This window comes from Crossiella cryophila (genome assembly GCF_014204915.1).
Lineage (GTDB): Bacteria > Actinomycetota > Actinomycetes > Mycobacteriales > Pseudonocardiaceae > Crossiella > Crossiella cryophila.
This window is the reverse complement of sequence record NZ_JACHMH010000001.1, coordinates 1,629,321-1,652,167: the sequence shown is the minus strand read 5'-3', so window position 1 is coordinate 1,652,167 and position 22,847 is coordinate 1,629,321. Positions and strand designations below refer to the sequence as shown.

At 71.0% G+C, this 22,847-nt stretch carries 22 protein-coding genes and 2 riboswitches; of the genes, 12 read left to right on the top strand and 10 right to left on the bottom strand.

The features are described from left to right. Window positions 1-4: 4 nt before the first annotated feature. A complete protein-coding gene (locus HNR67_RS07820) occupies window positions 5-646 on the bottom strand; it encodes a LytR C-terminal domain-containing protein (RefSeq protein ID WP_185001407.1) in 642 nt (213 codons plus the stop codon). A gap of 46 nt (window positions 647-692) precedes the next feature. Beyond that, entirely contained in the window at window positions 693-1,025 is a 333-nt protein-coding gene (locus HNR67_RS07815; protein WP_185010313.1) for a DUF3263 domain-containing protein, read from the bottom strand. 122 nt (window positions 1,026-1,147) lie between these two features. Here HNR67_RS07815 and HNR67_RS07810 point away from each other — a divergent pair, with 122 nt between their 5' ends. The 6 genes from HNR67_RS07810 to thiD all read left to right on the top strand — a co-directional run bounded on the left by HNR67_RS07810 (window position 1,148) and on the right by thiD (window position 7,530). Then, complete coding sequence (locus HNR67_RS07810) at window positions 1,148-1,720, top strand: peptide deformylase (RefSeq protein WP_185001406.1); 573 nt, start codon at window positions 1,148-1,150, stop codon at window positions 1,718-1,720. 1 nt (window position 1,721) lies between these two features. Then, a complete protein-coding gene (locus tag HNR67_RS07805; protein WP_185001405.1) occupies window positions 1,722-2,948 on the top strand; it encodes a hypothetical protein in 1,227 nt (408 codons plus the stop codon). A 4-nt stretch (window positions 2,949-2,952) separates the two neighbouring features. Beyond that, window positions 2,953-3,933, top strand: a complete 981-nt coding sequence (locus HNR67_RS07800) for a hypothetical protein (RefSeq protein ID WP_185001404.1) — start codon at window positions 2,953-2,955, stop codon at window positions 3,931-3,933. A gap of 22 nt (window positions 3,934-3,955) precedes the next feature. Further along, window positions 3,956-4,885, top strand: coding sequence for a YncE family protein (locus HNR67_RS07795; RefSeq protein WP_185001403.1), 930 nt, complete (start codon window positions 3,956-3,958; stop codon window positions 4,883-4,885). A 24-nt stretch (window positions 4,886-4,909) separates the two neighbouring features. Further along, window positions 4,910-5,041, top strand: a riboswitch (TPP riboswitch). Then, window positions 5,033-6,685, top strand: a complete 1,653-nt coding sequence (thiC, locus tag HNR67_RS07790; protein WP_185001402.1) for a phosphomethylpyrimidine synthase ThiC — start codon at window positions 5,033-5,035, stop codon at window positions 6,683-6,685. It overlaps the preceding riboswitch by 9 nt. Next, window positions 6,682-7,530, top strand: a complete 849-nt coding sequence (gene thiD, locus HNR67_RS07785; RefSeq protein WP_185001401.1) for a bifunctional hydroxymethylpyrimidine kinase/phosphomethylpyrimidine kinase — start codon at window positions 6,682-6,684, stop codon at window positions 7,528-7,530. The genes thiC and thiD overlap by 4 nt, the downstream gene beginning before the upstream one ends. Before the next feature lie 54 nt (window positions 7,531-7,584). On the opposite strand, the gene thiG is transcribed toward thiD, so the two are convergent. The 3 genes from thiG to thiO all read right to left on the bottom strand — a co-directional run bounded on the left by thiG (window position 7,585) and on the right by thiO (window position 9,644). Next, window positions 7,585-8,346, bottom strand: coding sequence for a thiazole synthase (gene thiG / locus HNR67_RS07780; protein ID WP_185001400.1), 762 nt, complete (start codon window positions 8,344-8,346; stop codon window positions 7,585-7,587). Continuing rightward, window positions 8,347-8,547: a sulfur carrier protein ThiS gene (gene thiS, locus HNR67_RS07775; RefSeq protein WP_185001399.1), complete on the bottom strand. Its 201-nt coding sequence runs from the start codon at window positions 8,545-8,547 to the stop codon at window positions 8,347-8,349. Beyond that, window positions 8,544-9,644: a glycine oxidase ThiO gene (gene thiO / locus HNR67_RS07770; protein WP_185001398.1), complete on the bottom strand. Its 1,101-nt coding sequence runs from the start codon at window positions 9,642-9,644 to the stop codon at window positions 8,544-8,546. Before thiO ends, thiS begins: the two co-directional genes overlap by 4 nt. Continuing rightward, window positions 9,639-9,750, bottom strand: a riboswitch (TPP riboswitch). It overlaps the preceding gene by 6 nt. Before the next feature lie 45 nt (window positions 9,751-9,795). Between thiO and thiE the strand changes: the two genes are divergently transcribed. Next, window positions 9,796-10,449, top strand: coding sequence for a thiamine phosphate synthase (thiE, locus tag HNR67_RS07765; protein WP_185001397.1), 654 nt, complete (start codon window positions 9,796-9,798; stop codon window positions 10,447-10,449). 115 nt (window positions 10,450-10,564) lie between these two features. Here the strand turns inward: thiE and HNR67_RS07760 are convergent, their stop codons facing one another. The 5 genes from HNR67_RS07760 to HNR67_RS07740 all read right to left on the bottom strand — a co-directional run bounded on the left by HNR67_RS07760 (window position 10,565) and on the right by HNR67_RS07740 (window position 16,744). Beyond that, entirely contained in the window at window positions 10,565-11,749 is a 1,185-nt protein-coding gene (locus tag HNR67_RS07760) for a S1 family peptidase (protein WP_185001396.1), read from the bottom strand. Window positions 11,750-11,954: 205 nt separating this feature from the next. Continuing rightward, window positions 11,955-13,079, bottom strand: a complete 1,125-nt coding sequence (locus HNR67_RS07755) for a S1 family peptidase (RefSeq protein WP_185001395.1) — start codon at window positions 13,077-13,079, stop codon at window positions 11,955-11,957. Window positions 13,080-13,435: 356 nt separating this feature from the next. Further along, the gene (locus HNR67_RS07750) at window positions 13,436-14,356 is read right to left on the bottom strand and encodes a hypothetical protein (protein ID WP_185001394.1); all 921 of its coding nucleotides are present in this window, start codon (window positions 14,354-14,356) and stop codon (window positions 13,436-13,438) included. 124 nt (window positions 14,357-14,480) lie between these two features. Further along, window positions 14,481-15,947, bottom strand: coding sequence for an MFS transporter (locus HNR67_RS07745; RefSeq protein ID WP_185001393.1), 1,467 nt, complete (start codon window positions 15,945-15,947; stop codon window positions 14,481-14,483). A 44-nt stretch (window positions 15,948-15,991) separates the two neighbouring features. After that, window positions 15,992-16,744: a GntR family transcriptional regulator gene (locus tag HNR67_RS07740; RefSeq protein ID WP_185001392.1), complete on the bottom strand. Its 753-nt coding sequence runs from the start codon at window positions 16,742-16,744 to the stop codon at window positions 15,992-15,994. Between the two features lie 224 nt (window positions 16,745-16,968). On the opposite strand from HNR67_RS07740, the gene HNR67_RS07735 reads away from it, so the two are divergent. The 5 genes from HNR67_RS07735 to HNR67_RS07715 are packed head-to-tail and all read left to right on the top strand — an operon-like array spanning window position 16,969 to window position 22,577. Continuing rightward, window positions 16,969-18,249 (top strand): extracellular solute-binding protein, encoded by a 1,281-nt coding sequence (locus tag HNR67_RS07735; RefSeq protein ID WP_185001391.1) that lies wholly within the window; start codon window positions 16,969-16,971, stop codon window positions 18,247-18,249. Window positions 18,250-18,253: 4 nt separating this feature from the next. Further along, complete coding sequence (locus HNR67_RS07730; RefSeq protein ID WP_185001390.1) at window positions 18,254-19,237, top strand: carbohydrate ABC transporter permease; 984 nt, start codon at window positions 18,254-18,256, stop codon at window positions 19,235-19,237. Continuing rightward, a complete protein-coding gene (locus tag HNR67_RS07725) occupies window positions 19,234-20,067 on the top strand; it encodes a carbohydrate ABC transporter permease (protein WP_312986716.1) in 834 nt (277 codons plus the stop codon). The genes HNR67_RS07730 and HNR67_RS07725 overlap by 4 nt, the downstream gene beginning before the upstream one ends. Window positions 20,068-20,073: 6 nt before the next feature. Beyond that, a complete protein-coding gene (locus HNR67_RS07720) occupies window positions 20,074-21,525 on the top strand; it encodes a glycoside hydrolase family 3 N-terminal domain-containing protein (RefSeq protein ID WP_185001389.1) in 1,452 nt (483 codons plus the stop codon). Then, window positions 21,522-22,577 (top strand): SIS domain-containing protein, encoded by a 1,056-nt coding sequence (locus HNR67_RS07715; protein ID WP_185001388.1) that lies wholly within the window; start codon window positions 21,522-21,524, stop codon window positions 22,575-22,577. Before HNR67_RS07720 ends, HNR67_RS07715 begins: the two co-directional genes overlap by 4 nt. Window positions 22,578-22,847: the final 270 nt, after the last annotated feature.

Below are 22,847 nucleotides of genomic sequence, written 5' to 3'. Positions count from 1 at the left end.
GCGGCTACTTGGCGTTGCCGCCGTCCTTGCCACCGCTACCCGCCTTGTACTCCCTGGTCACGATCATGATCAGGCCCGGCTTGGCGTCCTTGAGGCCATCGAACCGCGCCTCGGCCCGGATGCCGAAGTTCCTGGCCAGCGCCTTGGCCGCGGCTTCCTCGTCGGTGCCCGGCCGGTAGTAGACCGTGGTGGTCGGGATGATCCCGGAGGAGTAGTTGCCGACCTCGTCGACCGGATAGCCGGCGTTGCGCAGGTCCGTGGCGGCGTGATCGGCCAGGTTCTTGATGTTGGAGTTGTTGTAGACCCGGACCGCGGCCTTCGGCTGGGCCGGCGGCGGCTGCGCGCTGGTCACCGGCGGCGGCTGGGCCGAGGTGCTGGGCGGCGGCTCGCTGCTCGGCGTGGTGCTGGGCGGCGGCTCGGCGGAGCTGCTGGTCGGCGGCGCCGGTTCGCTGGAGGTGGTCGGCTGGGTCGGTTCGGCCGAGGTGGTGCTGGACGGCCCGGGTTGAGCGCCGTTCTGCGGATCCTCGGAGCCGTTGGCGAACAGGGTCACCACGCCCAGCACAAGTGCCACCGCCGCGACGCCTAGGGCCGCCAGCCCCGCGACCCGCAGTGGGCGGGATGCGCTGGACGGCTCCACCGAGCTCATGCATTGCCTCCGAGAACGCTGACTTCAGCAGTGGCGGAAAGATCTATCAGATCGGTTCGATGCCCAGCCGCCGAGCGGCCCTGGTGCGCTGCCTGCTGGCGCGCAACCGGCGCAGGCGCTTGATCAGCATCGGGTCGGCAGCCAGTGCGGCCGGTTTGTCGATCAGCGCGTTGAGCACCTGGTAGTAACGGGTGGCGGACATGTCGAAGATCTCGCGGATGGCCTGTTCCTTGGCGCCCGCGTACTTCCACCACTGACGCTCGAAGGCGAGCACCTCGTGGTCCCGCTCGGTCAGCCCGTCGGCAGGCGGCCGCCCGGCCTTCGCCGCCGGGTCGTTGTCCTGGTCACAGGACCGCGCCCTGACCTCTGCGGCGTCCATCCGGCTCCGATCGGCGAATCCCACGGCTGTCATTTCCGGTTAACTCATTACACCACGTAACCCTGACACAGGCTGGGGCACAGCCCGGCGCGTCCGACCGACACGCCGATAGGCTTTCCGGCATGGCCGTGCACCCCATCGTCATCGCCGGTAACCCCGTGCTGCACAACCCGACGCGCCCTGTCGAGCAGTTCGACGACGCGCTGCGCACCCTGATCGCCGACATGTACGAGACCATGGCCGCCTCCAACGGCGTCGGTCTCGCGGCCAACCAGATCGGGGTCGACCAGCGCCTGTTCGTCTACAACTGCCATGACGACGAGGGCAACTGGTTCAAGGGCGTCGTGGTCAACCCGGTGCTGGAGACCAGCGAGATCCCCGAGGGCATGCCCGATGAGGAAGACGACATCGAGGGCTGCCTGTCCGCCCCCGGCGAGGCATTCCCCACCGGCCGCGCCGACTGGGCCAAGGTCACCGGCTTCGACGGCGACGGCAACCCGATCGAGGTCGAGGGCAAGGGCTTCTTCGCCCGCTGCCTGCAACACGAGACCGACCACCTGGACGGCTACCTGTACCTGGACCGGCTGACCGGCAGGCACAAGCGCGCCGCGAAGAAGGCCCTCAAGGCCAACGGCTGGGGCGTGGACGGGCTGAGCTGGATGCCGGGCGAGGTCGAGGACCCGTTCGGGCACTGAGGTGGACTCCTTACCCTGCGGGCACATCGCCGTCGCGGCACAGCGCCGGATGTGCCCGCACCTGAACGCCGAGCACGACCAGGTCTACTACCGGCTGCTGACCGGGCGCGGGATGGACTACGACCTGGTGTGCCAGGACTGCGCCGGGCAGGCGGACCCGGCGGCCACGCTGACCGAGGTCTGCCTCGGCTGCGCGGAGGCGGTCGACGAGGACTGGTCCGACGTGCTCGGCTGGCGCGGCGAGCCGGAGATCCGGCTGCGCGATGCCGAGCTGACCGGCACCTGGACCAGCCGGGCGAGCGCGGCGGAACCGCTGAACCCGCGCTGTCTGGCCCCGCTGCCGGATGGCTGGCTGGCGCTGACCGCGCATGGCCTGGTCCACCTCGGCGCGACGGCCGACCGACCGGTAGCGGCCCGGATCGAACTGCCCGCCGAGACACCGCGGCAGTACCTCGACCGGGTCCACGGACCGGCGCTGCACACCGGGCCGGACGGGCGCTTCGCCGCGGTCGTCACCGACTACGGCCGGTACGGGACCGTGCTGGACCTGCGCACCGGCCGGGCGGTGCGGTCCCTGGACCGTGGTGCCTACCACGAGGAGACCACCCCCTTCCCGTTCGCCTTCCTGGACGCGGCCAGGGTGGTCACCGCCACCGGCTGGAACCGGCTGGAGATCATCGACCTCGGCACCGGCCAGTCGCTGGGCGGCGACGAACCCGCGTCCTACTTCCGCGGCGCCCTGACCCCCAACCCGTCGAGCACCCGGGTGCTCGACGACGGCTGGGTGTGGAGCCCGGTCGGCATGCCGCGAGCACTCGACGTCGGGGCCCTGCTGCGCGGCGAGGAGCACGAGGACCGGCTCACCTTCCGGGCCTACGCCTGGGACCAGCCGGTGGCCTGGGTGGATGAGGACGTCGTCGCGATTCAGCGCATTGGCCAGGACGACGAGGCGATGATCGACGGGGTGGAGCTGTACGACGCCCGGCGGGTCGTGCGGACCGGGATGTTCGCCGGTCCGGCCGGGCCGATGTGGGGCTTCGGCGGCCTGCTGCACGTCAGCGCGGCCGAGGGCTTCGAGGTCTGGGACCCCGTCGAGGGCGCCAGGGTCGGGCTGGTCGAGGGGTTCCGGCCGCAGGCGCACAACCCGGTGACCGGGGCGTTCGCCGAGCTGCGGGACGGCGTGCTGCGCACCGTGGCGGATATTCGCTGGCCCGCTGTCGGAGGATGAACGGGTGGACTACGCGATCCGGCACACCAACCGGCGACTGGCGCCATTGCCGGATGGCTGGCTGACCATCAACGAGGCCAACGACCACCTGGTCCGGCTGCGGGAGGACGGCACCGCGGAGGTGGTCGCCGACTTCGTGTCCTGGGAGCACACCGCGGAGCCACAGACCTTCATGGGCCGGGAGCGGGGCTTCGGGTTGCACACCTCGGCGGACGGCCGGTTCGCGGCGGTGACCGACGACTACGGCTGGCACGGGTCGCTGGTGGATCTGACGGCGGGGCACGAGGTGTTCGCGTTGTCCCGCGGCGAGGACTGGGACGTGCAGACCGTGCCGTTCGGGGTGGCCTTCCTGCCGGGGGACGTGCTCATCGCGCAGACCGACTGGAACCGCATCGACGCGTTCGCGCTGCCGAGCGGGGAACTGCTGACCGAGCGCGAGATCACCACCGAGTGGCCAAGGGACGGACCCGAGCCGGAGAACCACATCAGCGACTTCCACGGGTCGCTGCACCCCAGCCCGTCCGGGCGGTGGCTGCTGACCAACGGCTGGGTGTGGCACCCGTTCCCGCTGCCCGCGCTGATCGATGTGACGGCCTGGCTGGGTGGGCACACCCACGCGCCTGAGCGGTACCGCGGGCTGGACTACGCCGACGGCCTGTGGGACATGCCGGTGGCCTGGCTGGACGACGACACCGTCGCACTGCAACGCCTCAACCACCACGGCACCGCGACGCTGACCACCGAGCTGTACGACGCGCCCTCCGGTGAGAAGACCGGCGAGCTGCGCGGACTGGACGGGCCGATGTGGGCCTACCAGGGGAAACTGCATGTCAGCGGCACCGACGGGCTGGAGACCTGGGATCCGGCGACGGGGCAGCGGGTCGGGCTGGTGGCGGGCGTCCGGCCCACCGCGCACAACCCGGCGACCGGCGCGTTCGCCGAGCTGCGGGACGGCGTGCTGCACACCGTGGCGAATATTCACTAGCTCCCCCCGAGACCATCAGGACATGACTCTGGGGGAGAGCGCATACGCGACCCGGCACACCCGCAGGCGGCTGGCGCCGTTGCCGGATGGCTGGCTGACCATCAACGAGAGCAACGACCGCCTGATCCGGCTGTCCGGGTCCGGCGCGGCGGAGGTGGTCGCCGACTTCGGGTCCTGGGAGATCGACCCGGCGGACGAGACCGCCGCCCACGGCCGTGAGCGGGGTGTCGGGTTGCACACCTCGGCGGACGGGCGGTTCGCGGCGGTGACCGACGACTACGGCTGGCACGCGTCGGTGGTGGATCTGGCCGCTGGACGCGAGGTGTTCACGCTGCGCAGGGGCGAGGGCTGGGACTCCTGGACGGTGCCGTTCGGGGTGGCCTTCCTGCCGGGGAACTCGCTCATCGCGCAGACCGACTGGAACCGGATCGACGCGTTCAACCTGCCCAGCGGTGAACTGCTGACCGGGGACGAGCCCGGCTCGGACGGGGAAAGGCGGGACCGCAGCTTCGAGTACCTCGGCGCCCTGCACGCCAGTCCCACCGGGCGCTGGCTGATCGTCGACGGCTGGTTCTGGCATCCCGACACCTGGGACGTGCCGGTGGCGTGGCTGGATGAGGACACCGTGGCCGTCCAATGGCTGAACAGCCACAGCACCGCGGCGACGTTCACCGATCTGTTCCACGCGCCCACCGGGGAGCAGACCAAGCGGCTGTACGGGCTGCAGGGGCCGATGTGGGGCCACCAGGGCAAGTTGTACGTCAGCGGGTCGGCTGGACTGGAGACCTGGCACCCGGAATCCGGGCGGATCGAGGGCCTGGTGGCGGGCATCCGGCCCACCGCGCACAACCCGGCGACCGGCGGGTTCGCCGAGCTGGTCGACGGGACCCTGCGCACATTTCACCCGGCGAGCGGTGTGGTCAGCACGCCGATCGCTCACTATGGTGCCTAGAGGGCCCGTGCGGCCCACCACCACAACAAAACACGCGGGAGCTCGTACCGAAACGGGCTGAGAGGGCAGCTAGGTGTCGGCTTTTCGACCCTGGGGCTGTCGACCGCCTGAACCTGACCGGGTAATGCCGGCGTAGGGAGCTTTGCCATGACGGCACTTGCCGATCGGAATGTCCGTCCGACCGTCACCACCGGCCCGATCGAGGGGTCGAGCAAGGTCTACGTCGAGGGACCGGATGGGATCCAGGTGCCGTTCCGGCGCGTGGGGCTGTCCAACGGCGAACACCTCGACGTGTACGACACCTCCGGCCCGTACACCGACAGCACTGCCGCGATCGACGTGCACAGCGGACTGCCGAAGCTGCGCGCGGACTGGGTGGCCGCGCGGGAGCCGGTCAACGGCGCGGTGTCCCAGCTCGCCTACGCCAAGGCGGGCATCATCACCCCGGAGATGCAGTACATCGCCGTGCGCGAGGGCGTCGATGTGGAGCTGGTGCGCAGCGAGGTCGCCATCGGCCGGGCGGTCATCCCGCTCAACCGGTGCCACCCCGAGGCGGAGCCGATGATCATCGGGAAGAAGTTCCTGGTGAAGATCAACGCCAACATCGGCAACTCGGCCGTGTCCTCCTCCATCGAGGACGAGGTGGAGAAGATGGTGTGGGCGACCCGCTGGGGCGCCGACACCGTGATGGACCTCTCCACCGGCAAGCGGATCCACGAGACCCGTGAGTGGATCATGCGCAACTCGCCGGTGCCGATCGGCACGGTGCCGATCTACCAGGCCCTGGAAAAGGTCAACGGGGATCCGGCGCGGCTGTCCTGGGAGGTCTACCGGGACACCGTGATCGAGCAGTGCGAGCAGGGCGTGGACTACATGACCGTGCACGCGGGCGTGTTGCTGCGCTACGTGCCGCTGACCGCCAAGCGGGTCACCGGCATCGTCTCCCGGGGCGGGTCGATCATGGCCGCCTGGTGCCTCGCGCACCACAAGGAGAGCTTCCTCTACACCCACTTCGAGGAGCTGTGCCAGATCCTGCGGGCCTACGACGTCACCTTCTCCCTTGGTGACGGCCTGCGGCCGGGCTCGATCGCCGATGCCAACGACGAGGCCCAGTTCGCCGAGCTGCGCACGCTGGGCGAGCTGACCCACATCGCCCGCTCGCACGACGTGCAGGTGATGATCGAGGGTCCTGGGCACGTGCCGATGCACAAGATCAAGGAGAACGTGCGGCTGGAGGAGGAGCTGTGCGGTGAGGCGCCGTTCTACACCCTCGGCCCGCTGGCCACCGACATCGCGCCCGGCTACGACCACATCACCTCGGCCATCGGCGCGGCGCAGATCGCCTGGCACGGCACCGCGATGCTCTGCTACGTCACGCCCAAGGAGCACCTGGGCCTGCCCAACCGGGACGACGTGAAGGTCGGCGTGATCACCTACAAGATCGCCGCGCACTCCGCCGACCTGGCCAAGGGACACCCGAGGGCGCAGGAACGCGATGACGCGCTGTCCCAGGCGCGGTTCGAGTTCCGCTGGGTGGACCAGTTCAACCTGTCGCTGGACCCGGACACCGCCCGGTCCTTCCACGACGAGACCCTGCCAGCCGATGGGGCCAAGACCGCGCACTTCTGCTCGATGTGCGGGCCGAAGTTCTGCTCCATGAAGATCACTCAGGACGTGCGCAAGTACGCTGAGGAGCACGGACTTTCCTCAGTTGAGGCGATCGAGGCGGGTATGCGGGAGAAATCGGGCGAGTTTTCCGAGCAGGGCAACAAGGTCTACCTGCCTGTGGTGGACCGTTGACGGAACAGCACGCAGGAGCGCCGACCCCGCCGCGGGCACTGACCATCGCCGGTTCGGATTCCGGCGGCGGGGCCGGACTCCAGGCCGACCTGCGCACCTTCCTCGGGTGCGGGGTGCACGGCATGACCGCGATCACCGCGATCACCGTGCAGAACTCGCTCGGGGTGACCGGGATCGTGGAGATCCCGCCGGAGACGGTGGCCGCCCAGATCGAGGTGGTGGCCACCGATATCGGGGTGCAGGCGGCGAAAACGGGCATGCTGGCCAACGCGGAGATCATCACCGCCATCGCCAAGGCCTGCGACACGGTCGGCATCGGCCGGGACGGCCGCTCGCCGTTCGTGGTCGACCCGGTGGCCGCCTCCATGCACGGCGATCCGCTGTTGCGGGACAACGCGCTGGAGGCGTTCAAGCGGGAGCTGTTCCCGCGGGCCACGCTGGTCACGCCGAACCTGGACGAGGTGCGGCTGCTGACCGGGATCGACGTCAAGCACCGGGACGAACTCCGGGACGCCGCGGTGGCCATGCACGCCTACGGTCCACAGTGGACACTCATCAAGAGCGGCCACCTCAGCAGCGATCCGCAGTGCGTCGACCTGTTGTACGACGGGAAGACGTTCCTGGAGCTGCCCGGTCCGCGCTACGACACCGTGCACACCCACGGCGGTGGCGACACCCTGGCCTCGGCGATCACCTCGGCGCTGGCCAAGGGCTGGGACCTGGTGGAGGCGGTGCGCTTCGGCAAACGCTATGTGCGGGAAGCGGTCCGGCAGTCCTACCCGCTGGGCGGGGGCGTCGGTCCGGTGTCCGGGATGTGGCGGATCAGGGACCTCGACGAGGTCTAGTACGCGCGAAACGGGGAGGACGACGACCGTCGTCTTCCCCGTTGGTGCACCTGGTCAGGCCTCGAGGTCCGGGCTGGAGGCGTGTGCCCAGAACCGCTGTGGGATGCGCCCGGCCCGCCTGGCCAGCCGACCGCCCTCGACCGCGGCGCGCATGGCCGCGGCCATCAGTTCCGGGTGCCGGGCGCGGTTGACCGCGGTGGCCAGCAAGACCGCCGAGCAGCCCAGTTCCATGGCCAGTGCGGCGTCGGAGGCGGTGCCGATCCCGGCGTCCAGGATCACCGGCACACCCGCCCTGGAGACGATCAGTTCGATGTTGTGCGGGTTGCGGATGCCGAGGCCGGTGCCGATCGGGGAGCCCAGCGGCATCACGGCCGCGCAGCCGATGTCCTCGAGTTTGCGGGCCAGCACCGGGTCGTCGTTGGTGTAGGGCAACACGATGAAGCCGTCGGCCACGAGTTGCTCGCAGGCCTCCAGCAGTTCGATCGGGTCCGGCAGCAGGGTCTGGTCGTCGGCGACCACCTCGACCTTGACCCAGCGGGTCTCCAGGGCCTCCCTGGCCAGCCGCGCGGTGAGCACCGCCTCGGCCGCGCTCTTACAGCCCGCGGTGTTGGGCAGTGGGCGGATGCCCAGGCGCCGCAACAACTCCAGCACGCCGGTGCCGCCCTCGCTGTCCAGCCTGCGCATGGCCACCGTGGTCAGCTCCGTGCCGGAGGTCACCAGGGCCTGCTCCAGGATGGACAGGTTCTGCGCGCCGCCGGTGCCCATCACCAGTCTTGAGCCGAACTCGTGTTCGGCGATCACCAGCTGGTCGTCCACTCAACCTCCCTGTACCGCAGTGAGCACTTCCACGACCGAACCCTCGCGCAACCTGGTCTCCGCCCAGCTCGCGCGGGGCACCACGGCGCCGTCGAGGGCGACCGCGATTCCCGTGCTGGGTGCGGCCAACAGGGTCAGCACCTCGGCCACCGTGGCGCTCTCGGCCAGCTGGTGGTCGTTGCCGTTGACCCGTACCTTCATCTGCTCCTCCCGGGGTCGGCTGCCTTCGCTTCGGGGGTGATCTCCTTGTCCGCCAACAGGTCCAGCACGACCTCGGCGGTGACCGGGGCGAGCAGCACGCCGTTGCGGTGATGCCCGGCCGCCACCAGCAGGCCGGGTTCCAGCCAGCCGAGCAGCGGCAGGTTGTCCATGCTGCCCGGCCGCAGGCCCGCGGCGGTCTCGACCAGCGCGTACTCGGCGATGGACGGCATGAGTTCCTCGGCGTGCAGCAGCAGATCACGCACGCCACCGGCCACCACGTCGGTGTCGAATCCGGCCTCGTACTGGGTCGCGCCGAGCACCAGACCGTTGTCCGGCCGGGGAACCAGGTAGATCGGCTTGCCACGCACCGAGCCGCGCACGGTGCGGGTGGGCGGCGGCAGCGCGCCGCGGCGGTGCCGCAGCCGCAGGATCTCGCCCTTCACCGGGCGGATCAGCCCGGCCAGCCCGGGGTGGAGCCGGGCGCTCCAGGCGCCGGCCGCGAGCACCGTCACCTCACTGTCCAAAATAGACCCGTTGTCCAGCAGCACCTTGCCGGGTAAGGTCTCCGCGGCCGCAACCGCGATGAACTCGACGCCATTGGCCGCGCAGGCCGCGCGCAGTGCGGCCAGGAACAGCCGGTTGTCCACGGACAGGTCGCCGGGCACGTTCAGCCCGCCGCGCACGGCCGGGCCGAGCGAGGGTTCCAGCCCGCGCAGTTCCCTGCCGGTGAGCTGGTGCACCTCCCGGCCCAGCGAGGTCAGGTACTCGGCCAGCCTGGCCAGCTCGTCCCGGTCGGCCGCGTCCACCCCGACGGCCAGGGTGCCCGCGGTGTGCAGGCCGGGATCCCGGCCTGCCTCGGCCTGTAGCCGGGCGGCGAATTCCGGCCAGCGGCGCAGCGAGGCCGCGCCCAGCGCGAGCACGTCCTCCTCCCCCGGCCAGGCCTCGGTGACCGGGGCGAGCATGCCGCCGGCCACCCAGGAGGAGCCGGAACCCGGCGCCGGATCGACCACCCTGACCCGGAATCCGGCCGCGGCGGCTCGCCAGGCGATGGACAGACCGATGACGCCGCCACCCACGACGACGACTGCCTTCGACACGAATCTCACGCTCCCTGCGCCGGCATGACCCGGATCAGGTTCGACGGTCGGAGTCAGCGGACTCCCTCTCAGCCCAGTGCTCTCCCGGGCTCCCGTGCGGACCGATTTCCACCGTAGCAGCCGGGACTGAGGGCGCATAGGCTCGCATACCGTGCCCGGACTCGACGGAGATCAGATTCGCCAGCGGCTGCGTGCGGCGCGGCTGTACCTGTGCACCGACGGCCGTCGCGAACGCGGCGACCTGCCTGCCTTCCTGGACGCCGCGCTGGCCGGTGGGGTGGACATCGTGCAGTTGCGGGAGAAGGGACTGGAGGCCGCCGAGGAGTTGCGGCTGCTGGAGGTCTTCGCCGCCGCCTGCGCCAAGCACGATGTGCTGCTCGCGGTGAACGACCGGGCCGATGTGGCGCTGGCCGCAGGGGCCGATGTGCTGCACCTCGGCCAGGACGACCTGCCGGTGCCACTGGCCAGGCGGATCGTCGGCGAGCAGGTGGTGATCGGCCGCTCCACGCACGACCCCGCGCAGGCCGACGCGGCGGCGATCGAGCCGGGCGTGGACTACTTCTGCACCGGCCCGTGCTGGCCGACCCCGACCAAACCCGGTCGTCCAGCGCCGGGCCTGGACCTGGTGCGACACACCGCGGCCGCCGGGCACGAGCGGCCCTGGTTCGCCATCGGCGGCATCGACGAGACCCGGCTGCCCGAGGTCCTGGACGCCGGGGCGGACCGGATCGTGGTGGTCCGGGTGCTCACCGAGGCGGCGGACCCGGAGGCCGCGGCCGCCCGGTTGAAGGCCCGGCTCGGCTGAGCGCCGACCTGACGACCGCGGCGTTCCCGCCGGAAAGGCGGGAACGCCGCTGTCGTCTTACCAACCCGGTGCGGTGCGGTCGGGGGGCTGACAACACACCGCGCGCCGGGAAGCCTCAGCCGGTGGCCAGGGTCAGCCGGTAGACCTTGAGCGCCTCGTTGACCGGCTGGTACCAGGACACCGACTCCTCACCACGCTTGGCAAGGCAGCTCTCGTTGCGGCCGTCACCGTTGGCGTCGTAGAGCTTGGCGCCGCTGGTGATGCCCTGGGCCTGGTCGCCGGAGACGTTGGACCCGCCGGAGTCGCCCGGCTCGACGCAGGCGTTGTGCTGCACCAGGCCGCGCACGGTGATCGCGGAGCCGTCGATCTGACCGTACTTGACAGTAACATTGCGCGCGGTGACCACGCCGCAGGTCCACCTACTCGTGGAACCGGACTTGCACAGGCTCGCGCCGACCGCGGCCTCGGTGGACCCCTTGATCGTCACCGCCCCGCCGTCGTGCGTGCTGACCTGGGGCAGCAGCGTCCAGCCGGACGCCGGGTCCACGGTCACCTCGGCGAAGTCGTTCTGGTCCTTCCAGTTGACCCGGCTGAAGTCGCCGATCTTGACGTTGCCCAGCGCGTTGACCAGGCTGCCGCCGTCCGCGCAGTGCCCGGCGGTGAGCAGCCGGGGCTGACCGTCGGCGGTGGTCGCGGTGAACCCGGCCGAGCAGCGCCCACCGGCCGCGCCGCTCATGTAGATCGCGCCGCCGCCGGAAAGGTCGCCGGTCGGGGTGGCCGCGGCGGCGCTCTCCACCACCCGCACGCCCTGGGTGCCCGAGGCGAAGCGCTCGGCGGCGGCCCGGCCGCCGGGGGTCGCGGTGAGCACGAGCCGGTTGCCGGGCTCGTCCACGTAGAAGCTGGTGACCTCGCGCGGGGCCTGCCGGGCGTCCAGGACGGCCTTGGCCTGCTCCAGCTCGGCCAGCGAGTGGCGGTGCAGGCGGGCGGTGGCGCCGGTGGCACGCACGGCGGCCAGCGCGGCGGGCTCGGTCACGCCGACGACCGCGGTGCCGGTGCCGGGGTCGAACCAGGAGCCGGCGAACCGGGCGCCGAGGCGGTCCCGGAGTCCGGCGGCGATCCGCCCGGCCAGCCGCTCCCGGTGCAGGCGCTCGCCTGCCTGCGCGGGGCTGAGGCCGAGATCGCGGCCCATCGCCGCGGTCAGGTCGCCGGGCAGGGCCGAGGCGGACTGCGCACCGATCGTGAGCAGGCCACCGGCCAGCAGGGCCACCGCGGCCAGACTAGTTACGGAACGTCGCTTCATCCGAACGCCCTTCCCTCTATCGGGCCACTTGACTAGGCCAGACGGGGGAAAGTTAGCGACGGATTGTGAGTTTGCCCAGGGTCGAATGACCGTGTTTCGAAGAATTCGAAGTGAAAGGCGCCCGCGGGGCAGGGATCCCGCGGGCGCCTTCCGGCGGGTGCGAGTGGGTCGGCTTGCAGGGCGCCGGCCCACCTCACCCTTACGGTCAGCTCGTGACGAGCCGGAGCCCGTACGCGCTGAGGATCTCGTTCACCGGCTGGAAGAAGGTGGTGCCGCCGGAGGAGCAGTTGCCCGAGCCACCCGAGGTCACACCCTGGGCGTTGGTGCCGCTGAGCCACGAGCCACCGGAGTCACCCGGCTCGGCGCAGGCGTTGGTGCGGGTCATGCCGGTCACCGCGCCCTGGGGGTAGCGCACGGTCTGGTTCTTGGCCTGGACGGTGCCGCAGCGCCAGCCGGTGGTGGAGCCGGAGCGGCAGATGGCCGCGCCGACCGCGGACTCGGCCGAGCCGGTGACCCGGACGGTGGTCGTGCCGCTGTAGCGGTTCACCACGCCCCGCGGGGTCCAGTTCGCGTTGGTGGCCACCCAGGCGAAGTCGCCGTTGCCCGGGAAGGTCGAGCCGCGGTAGGTGCCCTGGGCGACCCGGTTGAAGCCCTGGGTCGCGGTGCCCGGCCGGCCGCAGTGCCCGGCGGTGACGAAGCCGCCCTGCACCGAGAAGCCGATCGAGCAGCGGCCGCCGCCCATGTAGTAGGCGTCGCCACCACGCACGTCATACAGCGGGGTGGGGGCCTCGTCGGTCTCCACGACCTTGATCGCGGAGGCGTCCGGCAGCGTGGCCAGGTGCGCACGGGCGGCCTGCGTCGCGCCGGGCTGCACGTTGACCACCACGTTGTTGTTCTTGACGTCGACGTACCAGCCGGTCACCCCGGCCGGGGCCTTGGCCTCGGCCGCGTCCAGCGCGGACTTCACGCCGTCCAGGGCGGCCACGCCGCGGGCGACGACCTTGGCGGTGGCACCGGCGGCCTCGACCGCGGCGGCCTTGGCCGCGTCGGTCACGCTGACCACCAGCTTGGCGCTGCCCGCGTCGAAGTGCGCGCCGGCGAACGCGGCGCCGACGGCCTCGCGCACCGAGTTCTCGATCTGTGCTGCCTTGTTCTCGCTGTTCACCCGGTCAACCGCCTGTTCGGCGGTCAGACCGAGGTCACGCTGCATGGCCTGCAGCATCTCGGGGGAGGCGAAACCCTCCGCCGCGGCGGGCAGGGTGCCCACGACGACCGCTCCGGTGGCCAGCAACGCCACGCCGGCGGCGCGTGCTGCGACTGCGATCTTCATTCGTAGCCCTCTCGTGTTGGTGAGACACCGGGCCGTCGTTGGCAGGGGGTGCAAGGGCGACGGCCCGTGGGGGGTCGAACTCAACGAGCGTGGGGCCACCGGCGGGACGCCATCGGTTGCATGACCGGGAACGAGTGGTCCATCGGACCGTCCTCTCCGCCAGTGACCATTAGTGACTGTGCGTCATCGCGAATCACTTTTGGGGGACGTTAAAGACACAGACCTACCCGAGGCATCCGCCGAAAGGAGGAACACGTGTCGGCTCTGGGCCATACGTGGGCGTGTCGTGTCACATCACGACCTCGGTAGTGGGCGACATGCAGTAACGAGACTGGGCCGTTCTGACCAACGGATGATCAGGGCGTGGTCCGCGTGGGCTGCGTGCCCGTGGTGGAGCGCGCCGCGCTGCTCGGCGGCGGGGGCGAGGTCGTCGTGGGGGGAGAGCCGGACGTCGTGCTCGGCGGCGGGGACGAGGTGCTGGTCGGCGGAACCTGGCTGGAACTGGTCGGAGGCTCGGACGTCGTGGTGCTCTCGGTAGTGGAGACGGAGCTGGACGGCGTTGGGTTGCCCGGGGTCGGCGTCGGTTTCCGGTCACCCGGTCCGAACAGCTCGCCGACGGTGGTCCGGCCGCCGTTGTCCTTGCCGGACAGCGGCGAGCCGGTGGCCAGCTCTATGGCCAGCACGGCGCCCATGCCAAGGGCGAAGACCAGCGCGGTCACCGCGGCCACCACCTGCCAGCGGCGGAACCAGGGCCGCCGCTCCGGCTCGGGGGCGGCCTCGCGCTCGTCGACGGCGGGGTCGGGCCTGCGCAGGACGACGGTCTCGGCGTCCGGGTCGACGCCGGGGCCGGACTTGGGCAGGTGCACGGTCTCGCCCTGCGGACCGGGCTGGGCCAGGTGGGCGGTCGCCGCGGGTGAGCCGGGCTTGGCCAGCAGGACGGTCTCCGCGTCCAGGCCGGGCTTGGCCGGGGGCGTGACCTCGGCCGGGCCCTCCCGGTCGGTTCGCTCGGCGGCCTGGGCGGCCAGTGCGGCGGTGGCCAGCGCGGTGGGTGCGGCCGCGGTGCGCAGGGCCTTGGCCGCGGCCCGGCTGCGTTCGAGGGAGTGCTGGTACAGCGCACTGCCCACGGTGCTCACCACACTGGCCACCGCGGCCCCGATGATGGTGCCCGCCACCCCGAGTTGCGCACCCAGCGCGGCCGCGGTCACCGCCGCGAGCGCGCCTGCGATCACCTGGGTGAAGGTGACATCCGGACGGTTCCGCTTCTCCTCGCCGCTCATCTTTCCCTTGCGCCTAGCTGTTCCCGGTTACTTCCTTCCAACGTTGACGACGGGCCGGACACTCCTTGGGTTGCCACATGGTGAGGACAGACACAATGTCCTTAATGGACAGTCCACAGTAGAATCACGCGTTTTGTGACGCGGTGTTGGCATGCGTTGGCGGAGCGTCCACCCCGCAGCTGAGGCAGTCCGCGGGCTTCTCCGCCGCCAGCACCCGGTTGTCGATGCCGATGGCGAAGAGGCCACCGGCCGCGCACAGTCCGGCGCAGACCAGCAGCACGACCTGCCAGCCGGCGGTGAGCGCGGCCGGGTCGGCGTACTCGGTGCCGTGCAGCCCGGCCAGCGCGGGCAGCACCGCGACCGCGAGCAGGCCGCCGGTGCGGGCCACCGCGTTGTTCACCCCGGAGGCCGCTCCGGCGTGCGCGTCCGGCGCGGCGGCCAGCACGGTCGCGGTCACCGGGGCCACCGCCAGTGCCAGTCCGATGCCGAAGAGCAGCACCCCCGGCAGCACCCCGAAGACGTAGCTCGCACCTGGCACGACCAGCCGCAACAGCAGGATGCCCGCCGCCACCAGCAGTGGTCCGATGATCAGTTGCAGGCGGGGGCCGAAGCGCTGGGCCAGCCTGCCGGAGCGGGCGGAGAAGACCAGCATGATCAGCGAGATGGGCAGTCCGGCCAGGCCGGCCGCGGTCGGGCTGTAGTGCAGGGAGACCTGGAGCTGGAGCACCAGCAGCATCATCACCCCGCCCAGCGCCGCGTAGACCAGGAAGGTCAGGCCGTTGGCCAGCACGAACGTCCGGTTGGCGAACATCGCGGGCGGGACCAGCGGGTGCCTGCCGCGGACCTGCAGCAGCACGAAGACCGTCATCCCGGTCAGGCCGACGAGCAGGCAGCCGAGCACCAGCGGATCGGTCAGGCCCCTGGCCGGACCCTCCACCAGGGCCGCGGTGATCCCGGCCAGGCCGAGCGCGCCAATGGCCGAGCCGAGGAAGTCCACTCGTTCGTGTTCACCCGAAGAGGACTCCGGCACGTACTTGACCGCCAGCCAGACGCAGGCCGCGGCCAGTGGCAGGTTGATCAGGAAGGCCAGCCGCCAGGACCCGGCCTGCACCAGCAGCCCGCCCAGCAGCGGTCCGAACACCGCGGCCAGCCCGCCCAGCCCGGACCAGGCGCCGATCGCCCTGGCCCGCAGCTCACGCGGGAAGCTGGCCTGCAGGATGGCCAGCGAACCGGGCGTGAGCAGCGCTCCCCCGACCCCCTGCAACACCCTGGCCAGCACCAACAGCTCAGTGTTGACCGCGACCCCGCACAGCAGCGAGGCCAGTCCGAACCAGACCACGCCGATCAGGAACACCCGGCGGCGGCCGTAGCGGTCGCCCAGCGCGCCCGCGATGAGGATCAGCGCGGCCAGTGCCAGCAGGTAGCCGTCCAGGATCCACTGCAGCCCGGACACCGAGGCCCCGAACTCGCGGCCGATCGCGGGCAGGGCCACGTTGACGATGGTGCCGTCCAGCATCGCCATCCCCGAGCCGAGGATGGTGGTGGCCAGGACAGCGCGGGCCTGCCTGCTGTTCCATTCCATGCCCGGCATTGTGCGCCCGAAGTGGCCCTTGACCGCACAATGCCGGCCCCGGCTCAGCCGGGAGGGTTCAAACGGGCGACGAACTTGTACCGGTCGCCCCGGTAGATCGAGCGCACCCACTCCACCGGCTTGTTGTCGGTGTCGAAGGAGTGCCGGGACAGCAGCAGCATCGGCAGCCCGATGTCGGCGCCGAGCAGCTCCGCCTCCTCCGGGGTGGCCAGCGCGGTCTCGATGGTCTCGTCCGCGTGCCCCATCTCCACCCCGAACCGCTCGCGCAGCACCTGGTACAGCGACCCACCAGCGCCGATGTAGCGCCGCAGCCCGCGGAACCGGCCCAGTGCGAGGTGGGTCAGCTCGATGGCCATCGGCTCGCCGTCGGCCAGCCGCAGCCGCCGCAGCCGGAGCACCTTGGCCCCCGGCCGCACGCCCAGCATCCGGGCCAGTTCGGCCTCGGCAGGCTGTTCGCTGGCCTCCAGCAGCCTGGAGGCCGGCTGGCGGCCCTGGGCCCGCATGTCCTCGGTGTACGAGCTGAGTTGCAGTCGTTGCGCGACCTTGGGCGCGGCCGCGAAGGTGCCTTTGCCCTGCACCCGGAGCAGCCTGCCCTCCACGGTCAGCTCGGCAAGCGCTTGCCGAACCGTCGTGCGGGACACGTCGAAGTCCGCGGCCAGCGAGCGCTCGGTCGGGATCGGCGAACCCGGCGGCAGCGACCGCAGCAGGTCGAGCAGGTGTCGCTTCAGTCCCCAGTACTTCGGCTCCCGCTGGGTGCGCGGGTTCACGCCCGCCTCAGCCGACGTCACGTCCAGCATGTCCTCCTCCTCGGCATTGGCGCCCCCATACCTTTCTAGTGGTCCAAGCATGCCCTTAGCCCGGATAACGAGGCCGCTCAGCCCTCGGAACGTCTTTACAACGTCTTCGCAACTGTCTTGACAGGACATGTGGTCCGGACCACTCTTCAGCGCATTGGTCTACACCACTTCAGCGCGCCCGGCCAGCGTGACACGGTACGGCCGGGCTCAGAAGGGCGGCGATGGTGAAGCGCTGGACAAAGGTAGCTGTGAGTGCTGTGGCAGCGGCACTCACGGTGTCTGGTTGTGCCGGTTCGGGTGGCAACTCGGGCCAGGGGGGTAGCAAGGAACTCGTCGTGTGGCTGATGAGCGGCTCCGCGCCGACAGCCCTGACGGATGAGCTGCACAAGGAGTTCGAGGCGGCCCACCCGGGCGTCAAGGTGAAGTACGAGGTCCAGCAGTGGACCGGCATCCAGGACAAGCTGAACACCGCACTGGCCGGCACCACTCCGCCGGACGTGCTCGAGATCGGCAACACCCAGTCCCCGAAGTTCGCCGAGCAGAAGGTGCTCACCGACCTGACCGCGAACTCCGCGGACCTGGGCGGGGCGAACTGGGGCGCGGGCCTGAAGGCCTCCGGCGCCTGGGACGGCAAGCAGTACGCGGTGCCGTTCTACGCGGCCAACCGGCTGGTGCTCTACCGCAAGGACCTGTTCGAGAAGGCGGGCATCACCACGCCGCCGACCACGCAGGCCGAGTGGCTGACCGCGATCGAGAAGCTCAAGGCGGCGAACAAGGACGACCCGGAGTTCCAGCCGCTCTACCTGGCCGGGCAGAACTGGTACACCCTGCTCTCCTTCATCTGGGACGAGGGCGGTGACGTGGCCAAGCAGGACGGCACCAAGTTCACCGCCACGCTGAACACCCCCGAGGCCAAGGCCGGGCTGGAGTTCTACAAGAAGCTGGTGGACGTCTCCGGCACCAAGGCGCCCAAGGACGCCGACGAGGAGAAGCCCCCGCAGGCCGGTGTGTACGGCAAGGGCAAGGTCGGCATGATCGTCGGCCTGCCGTGGGAGGTCGCCACCGCGGCCAAGGAGAACCCCGAGATCAAGAACCTGACCAGCGGTTTCGCCATCCCTGGCAAGAAGGCCGGCAGCACCGCGCCGGTGTTCCAGGGCGGGTCCAACCTGGCCGTCCCGGCCGGCAGCAAGAACGCCGACCTGGCCAAGGACTACCTGAAGCTGCTGGCCACCGAGAAGTACCAGCAGCAGCTGGTCGGGGCAGGCATGATCCCCGGCTCGTCCAAGAACACCAGTGCGCTGGACAAGGACCCGGTCTCGGCCGCCATGGCCAAGGGCGCGCTCTCCGGCAAGGCCGTGCCGGCCAGCCCGAACTGGGGCTCGGTCGAGGCAGGCGCCAACCCGATCAAGACCATGCTGACCGCGTACCTGACCGGGGTGAAGAGCCTGGACCAGGCCACCGCGGACGCGAACACGGCGATCCAGCAGGCGCTCGCGGGCAAGTAGCTCGATGACCGCGACAGTGGACACCACGGTGCCGGCGGGGGCGACCCCGCCGGCACCGTCTGCGGATGGACCCGGTCGGCGTGCGCGCCGGCGACCTCTCGGCGACGCCCTGTTGCCCTACCTGCTGATCGCGCCCGCGATCATCGCGCTGCTGGCCCTGCTGGGCTGGCCGGCGATCCAGGTCATCCTGATCAGCTTCCGCAAGCTCGACCTCGGCGAACTGGTCCGCGGCGAGATCGTCTGGAACGGCTTCGACAACTACGCGGAGATCCTCGGCGACCCCGAGTTCTGGGTGATCACCCTGCGCACGATGCTGTTCACCGCGGCCTGCGTGGTGGGCACCGTCGGGGTCGGCCTGCTGATCGCGCTGCTGATGCGCCAGATCGGGCCGGTGGTCCGGCTGGTGCTGCAGATCAGCCTGGTGCTGGCCTGGGCGATGCCCATCCTGGCCGCCACCACGGTGTTCCAGTGGATCTTCGACCAGAACTTCGGCATCCTGAACAAAACCCTGGTGCTGATCGGCTTCGACTCCTTCCAGGGCTTCTCCTGGTTCTCCACCGGGGCCTCCACGCTGACCGTGATCGCGCTGCTGATCATCTGGCAGGGGGTGCCGTTCATCGCCTTCACCCTGTACGCGGGCCTGCTCTCGGTGCCCGGCGACCTGTACGAGGCGGCTGGCATCGACGGCGCCTCGGGCTGGCAGGGCTTCCGCGCGGTCACCTGGCCGGCGCTGGCGCCGATGGTCGGCCTGGCCACCTTCCAGTCGATCCTGTGGGACTTCAAGGTCTTCACCCAGGTGTGGGCCATCCGGCAGGGCGGCCCGGACGGGGAGAGCACCACGCTGTCGGTGCTGCAGTACATCAAGGGCATCTCCGGCAGCCACTTCGGCGTGGCCGCCGCGGTCGCGGTGCTGATGATCCTGGTGCTGACCGTGCTGGTCGGGCAGTACATGCGACTGCTCATCCGGCGTCAGGAGGGTGCGCTGTGAGGACCAAGAACCGGGCGCAGCGGACACTGCTGACCGGGGTCGCGCTGCTGCTGGCCGGGCTGTTCTTCTTCCCGACCTACTGGATGATCAACTCATCCCTGCGGCCGTCGAACGCGAACCTGACCACCGAGTACGACCTGTTCCCGACCTCGATCACCTTCGACAACTTCGTCACCGCGGTGACCAGGCCGGGCTTCACCAACTTCCTCACCAACAGCCTGATCGTGGCCGTCGGCGCCATGCTGTGCGCGGTGGCCGCCGGCATCCTGGCCGCGATCCCGTTGTGCCGCCTGCGCTTCCGCGGCAGGCGCGGGTTCGTGCTGCTGGTGCTCATCGCCCAGCTGGCGCCGCTGGAGGCGCTGCTGATCCCGATGTACCTGCTGATGCGCGATGTCGGCCTGCTCAACATGCTGCCCGCGCTGCTGCTGGTCAACGTGGCCACCACGCTGCCGTTCACCATCTGGACGCTGCGCGGGTTCGTCAACGGCATCCCGGTCGACCTGGAGGAGGCGGCCATGGTGGACGGCTGCTCCCGCTGGGGCGCCTTCCGCCGGGTCACCCTGCCGCTGCTGGGCCCGGCGCTGGTGAGCACCTCGGTGTTCTCCTTCATCACCGCCTGGAACGAGTTCCTCTTCGCCCTGGTGCTGATGCGGGACCAGAGCAACCAGACGCTGCCGGTGTGGCTGTCCACGTTCAGCACGGTCTTCGGCACCGACTGGGGCGGCACCATGGCCGCCTCGGTGGTGTTCGCGCTGCCCGTGCTCATCTACTTCCTGATCGTCCAGCGCAACCTGGTCGCCGGGAACACCGCCGGCGCCGTGAAGGGATAGTCCACAGTGGATGGTCTGCGACGCTTGGCCGACGCCGTGCTGCTGCCGGGTTTCGTCGGCACGAGCGCGCCGGACTGGGTACGCCGCCGGGTCGCTGACGGCCTCGGCGGCGTGCTGCTGTTCGGGCGCAACGTGGTCGATGACGAGCAGGTGGGCGCGCTGACCGCGCAGCTGCGGGCCGAGCGGCCCGAGCTGGTGGTGGCCATCGACGAGGAGAGCGGCGACGTGACCCGGCTGGACGCCGCGCGCGGCTCCGCGCTGCCGGGTCCGCACGCACTGGGCGCCATCGGCGACCTGGCGCTGACCAGGGAGGTCGGCGCGGCCCTCGGCGCCAGGCTGGCCGCCTGCGGGGTGACCCTGGACCTGGCCCCGTGCGCGGACCTGACCCTGGCCGCGGAAGACCCGATCATCGGCGTGCGCGCCTTCGGCAGCGAGCCGGTGGCCGCGGCCGGGCAGGTGGCCGCGTTCATCGCGGGCATCCAGGAGTCCGGGGTGGCCGCCTGCGCCAAGCACTTCCCCGGCCACGGCGCCTCCACCGCGGACTCGCACCGGGAACTGCCGGTGCTGGACCGGACCGAGGAACAGCTGCGCACGGTCGAGCTGGTGCCCTTCCAGGCCGCGATCGCCGCCGGGGTGCGCTCGGTGATGACCGGTCACCTGGTCATCCCCGGCTGGGGCGAGTCGCCAGCCACGCTGAACCGGTACGCGATCACCGAGGTGCTGCGCGGTGAACTGGGCTTCACCGGCGCGGTGGTCACCGACGCGCTGGAGATGAACGCGGTCTCCGGCACCGCCGGGATCAGCGACGGCGCGGTGCAGGCACTGCGCGCGGGCGCGGACCTGCTCTGCATCGGCGGCGAGCTGGCCGACGCCGAGGTGGTGGACCGGCTGGCCGAGGCGATCGTGGCCGCGGTCCACAGTGGACGGCTCAGCGAGGAACGGCTCACCGAGGCCGCCACGCTGGCCGCCTCGCTCGGCGGCCCGGTCACCGGTGGTCCGGTCGCCGACAGCGACCTGGGCCTGCGTGCCGCGCGGCGGGCGATCGAGGTCCGCGGCAACCTCAAGCTGGCCGGTCCGCCGCTGGTGGTGGACCTGGAGGTGGACCCGAGCATCGCGGTCGGCGCGGTGCCCTGGGGCCTCGGCCCGCACCTGAGCGAGCTGCTGCCGGGCACCCGGGTGCTGCGGCGCGGGCCGGACGGCAAGAAGGAAATCCTCGATTCAGTGAATGGTTCCCCGGTGGTTGTTGTCACCAGGGACGCGCACCGGCACTCTGAAGTGCGGCGACTCGTCGTCGAACTTGTTAGCATTGGTCTAGACCTGGTGCATGTCGAAACCGGCGTGCCAGGTCCCGACCTGGGCAGTGTCGCCCGTATCGACACCCACGGCAGCGCGTTCGTGTGCCTGCGCGCCGCCGCCGAACTGCTCGCCGATCACACGGCGAGGGAGGACAGGCGATGACATCGACTACGGCCGAGACCGTGCCCGGCGCGCACATGGCCGCCGAGATCGCGGCCCAGCCAGGGGTGTTCCGCGGTCTGCTGGCCCACCGGGCCGAGATCGCCGCGGTGGCGGCACAGATCGCGCGGCGCCGCCCGCGGTTCGTGCTCTTCGCCGCGCGCGGCTCCAGCGACCACGGCGCGCTGTACGCCAAGTACCTCACCGAGGTGCTGCTGCAGCTCCCGGCCGGCCTGGTGTCCCCGTCCACCACCACGCTCTACGGCGCCCAGCCCGACCTCACCGACGTGCTGTGGGTGTCGGTGAGCCAGAGCGGCGGCTCCCCCGACCTGGTCGAGGCCACCGAGTCGGCGCGTAAGCGCGGTGCGCTCACCGTGGCCGTGACCAACACCCCGGACTCGCCGCTGAACCAGGTCACCGAACTGTCGGTGGACATCGGCGCGGGCAAGGAACTGGCGGTGGCCGCCACCAAGACCTACAGCGCCACCCTGCTCGCCCTGTACCTGCTCATCGACGCCGTCCGCGGCGGCACCGCCGAACACGCGGCCAACATCGGCGACCTGGCCGACTCGGCCCTGACCCTGGCCGAACCCGCGGTCGCCGAGGCAGTGCAGCGCTACCGCTTCGCCAACCGCGTGGTCACCACCGGCCGCGGCTACTCCTCGGCCACCGCCGCCGAGGCCGCCCTCAAACTCGCCGAGACCAGCTACCTGTCCGCGCGGGCCTACAGCGGCGCCGACCTGCTGCACGGCCCGGTCGCCGCGGTGGACAGCGAGACCGCGGTGCTGGCCATCACCAGCGCGGGCAAAGGCGGCGCGGCCATGCGCGAGGTGCTGGAGGTCGTGCAGGGCCGGGGCGCGGACATCTGCGCGGTCGGCTCGGCGGCGGACGAGGTCGCGGCGGCGTTCCGGATCGGGGTGCCTGCCACGGCGGAGGAGCTGTCGCCGGTGCTGGAGATCCTGCCGGTGCAGCGGCTCGCGCTGGGGCTGGCGCTGGCGCGGGGTGGGGATCCGGACAACCCGCGTGGGTTGAACAAGGTCACCAAGACTCGCTGAACACCCGCGAACGCGGCGCATCCCAGGGATTGGGGTGCGCCGCGTTCGTGGTTGTTGCCCCGCCCCTGATCCACGCCGACGTGCGGACCTTCACCGCTGGCCGCCTGGCCGGATACCGTTCCTGGGCAACGCATCTGCACGGTCCCCAGGCCGTCGCGGTGCACGCGGAGCCGTCCCGGGAGTCGCTCGGACCGGCGGTGGCGGGGCCGGAAAGAAGCGAGAGCCCCTGCCCGGGTTGCGGTGCAGAGGCCCTCGTGTTCTCTCTCGCCC

Excerpts from the sequence above, each read along its gene's own strand:
- HNR67_RS07820 (WP_185001407.1), bottom strand. The coding sequence starts at position 646 with ATGAGCTCGGTGGAGCCGTCCAGCGCATCCCGCCCACTGCGGGTCGCG.
- HNR67_RS07815 (WP_185010313.1), bottom strand. The coding sequence starts at position 1,025 with ATGGACGCCGCAGAGGTCAGGGCGCGGTCCTGTGACCAGGACAACGAC.
- HNR67_RS07810 (WP_185001406.1), top strand. The coding sequence starts at position 1,148 with ATGGCCGTGCACCCCATCGTCATCGCCGGTAACCCCGTGCTGCACAAC.
- HNR67_RS07795 (WP_185001403.1), top strand. The coding sequence starts at position 3,956 with ATGACTCTGGGGGAGAGCGCATACGCGACCCGGCACACCCGCAGGCGG.
- thiC (WP_185001402.1), top strand. The coding sequence starts at position 5,033 with ATGACGGCACTTGCCGATCGGAATGTCCGTCCGACCGTCACCACCGGC.
- thiS (WP_185001399.1), bottom strand. The coding sequence starts at position 8,547 with ATGAAGGTACGGGTCAACGGCAACGACCACCAGCTGGCCGAGAGCGCC.
- HNR67_RS07760 (WP_185001396.1), bottom strand. The coding sequence starts at position 11,749 with ATGAAGCGACGTTCCGTAACTAGTCTGGCCGCGGTGGCCCTGCTGGCC.
- HNR67_RS07755 (WP_185001395.1), bottom strand. The coding sequence starts at position 13,079 with ATGAAGATCGCAGTCGCAGCACGCGCCGCCGGCGTGGCGTTGCTGGCC.
- HNR67_RS07750 (WP_185001394.1), bottom strand. The coding sequence starts at position 14,356 with ATGAGCGGCGAGGAGAAGCGGAACCGTCCGGATGTCACCTTCACCCAG.
- HNR67_RS07745 (WP_185001393.1), bottom strand. The coding sequence starts at position 15,947 with ATGCCGGGCATGGAATGGAACAGCAGGCAGGCCCGCGCTGTCCTGGCC.
- HNR67_RS07740 (WP_185001392.1), bottom strand. The coding sequence starts at position 16,744 with ATGCTGGACGTGACGTCGGCTGAGGCGGGCGTGAACCCGCGCACCCAG.
- HNR67_RS07730 (WP_185001390.1), top strand. The coding sequence starts at position 18,254 with ATGACCGCGACAGTGGACACCACGGTGCCGGCGGGGGCGACCCCGCCG.
- HNR67_RS07715 (WP_185001388.1), top strand. The coding sequence starts at position 21,522 with ATGACATCGACTACGGCCGAGACCGTGCCCGGCGCGCACATGGCCGCC.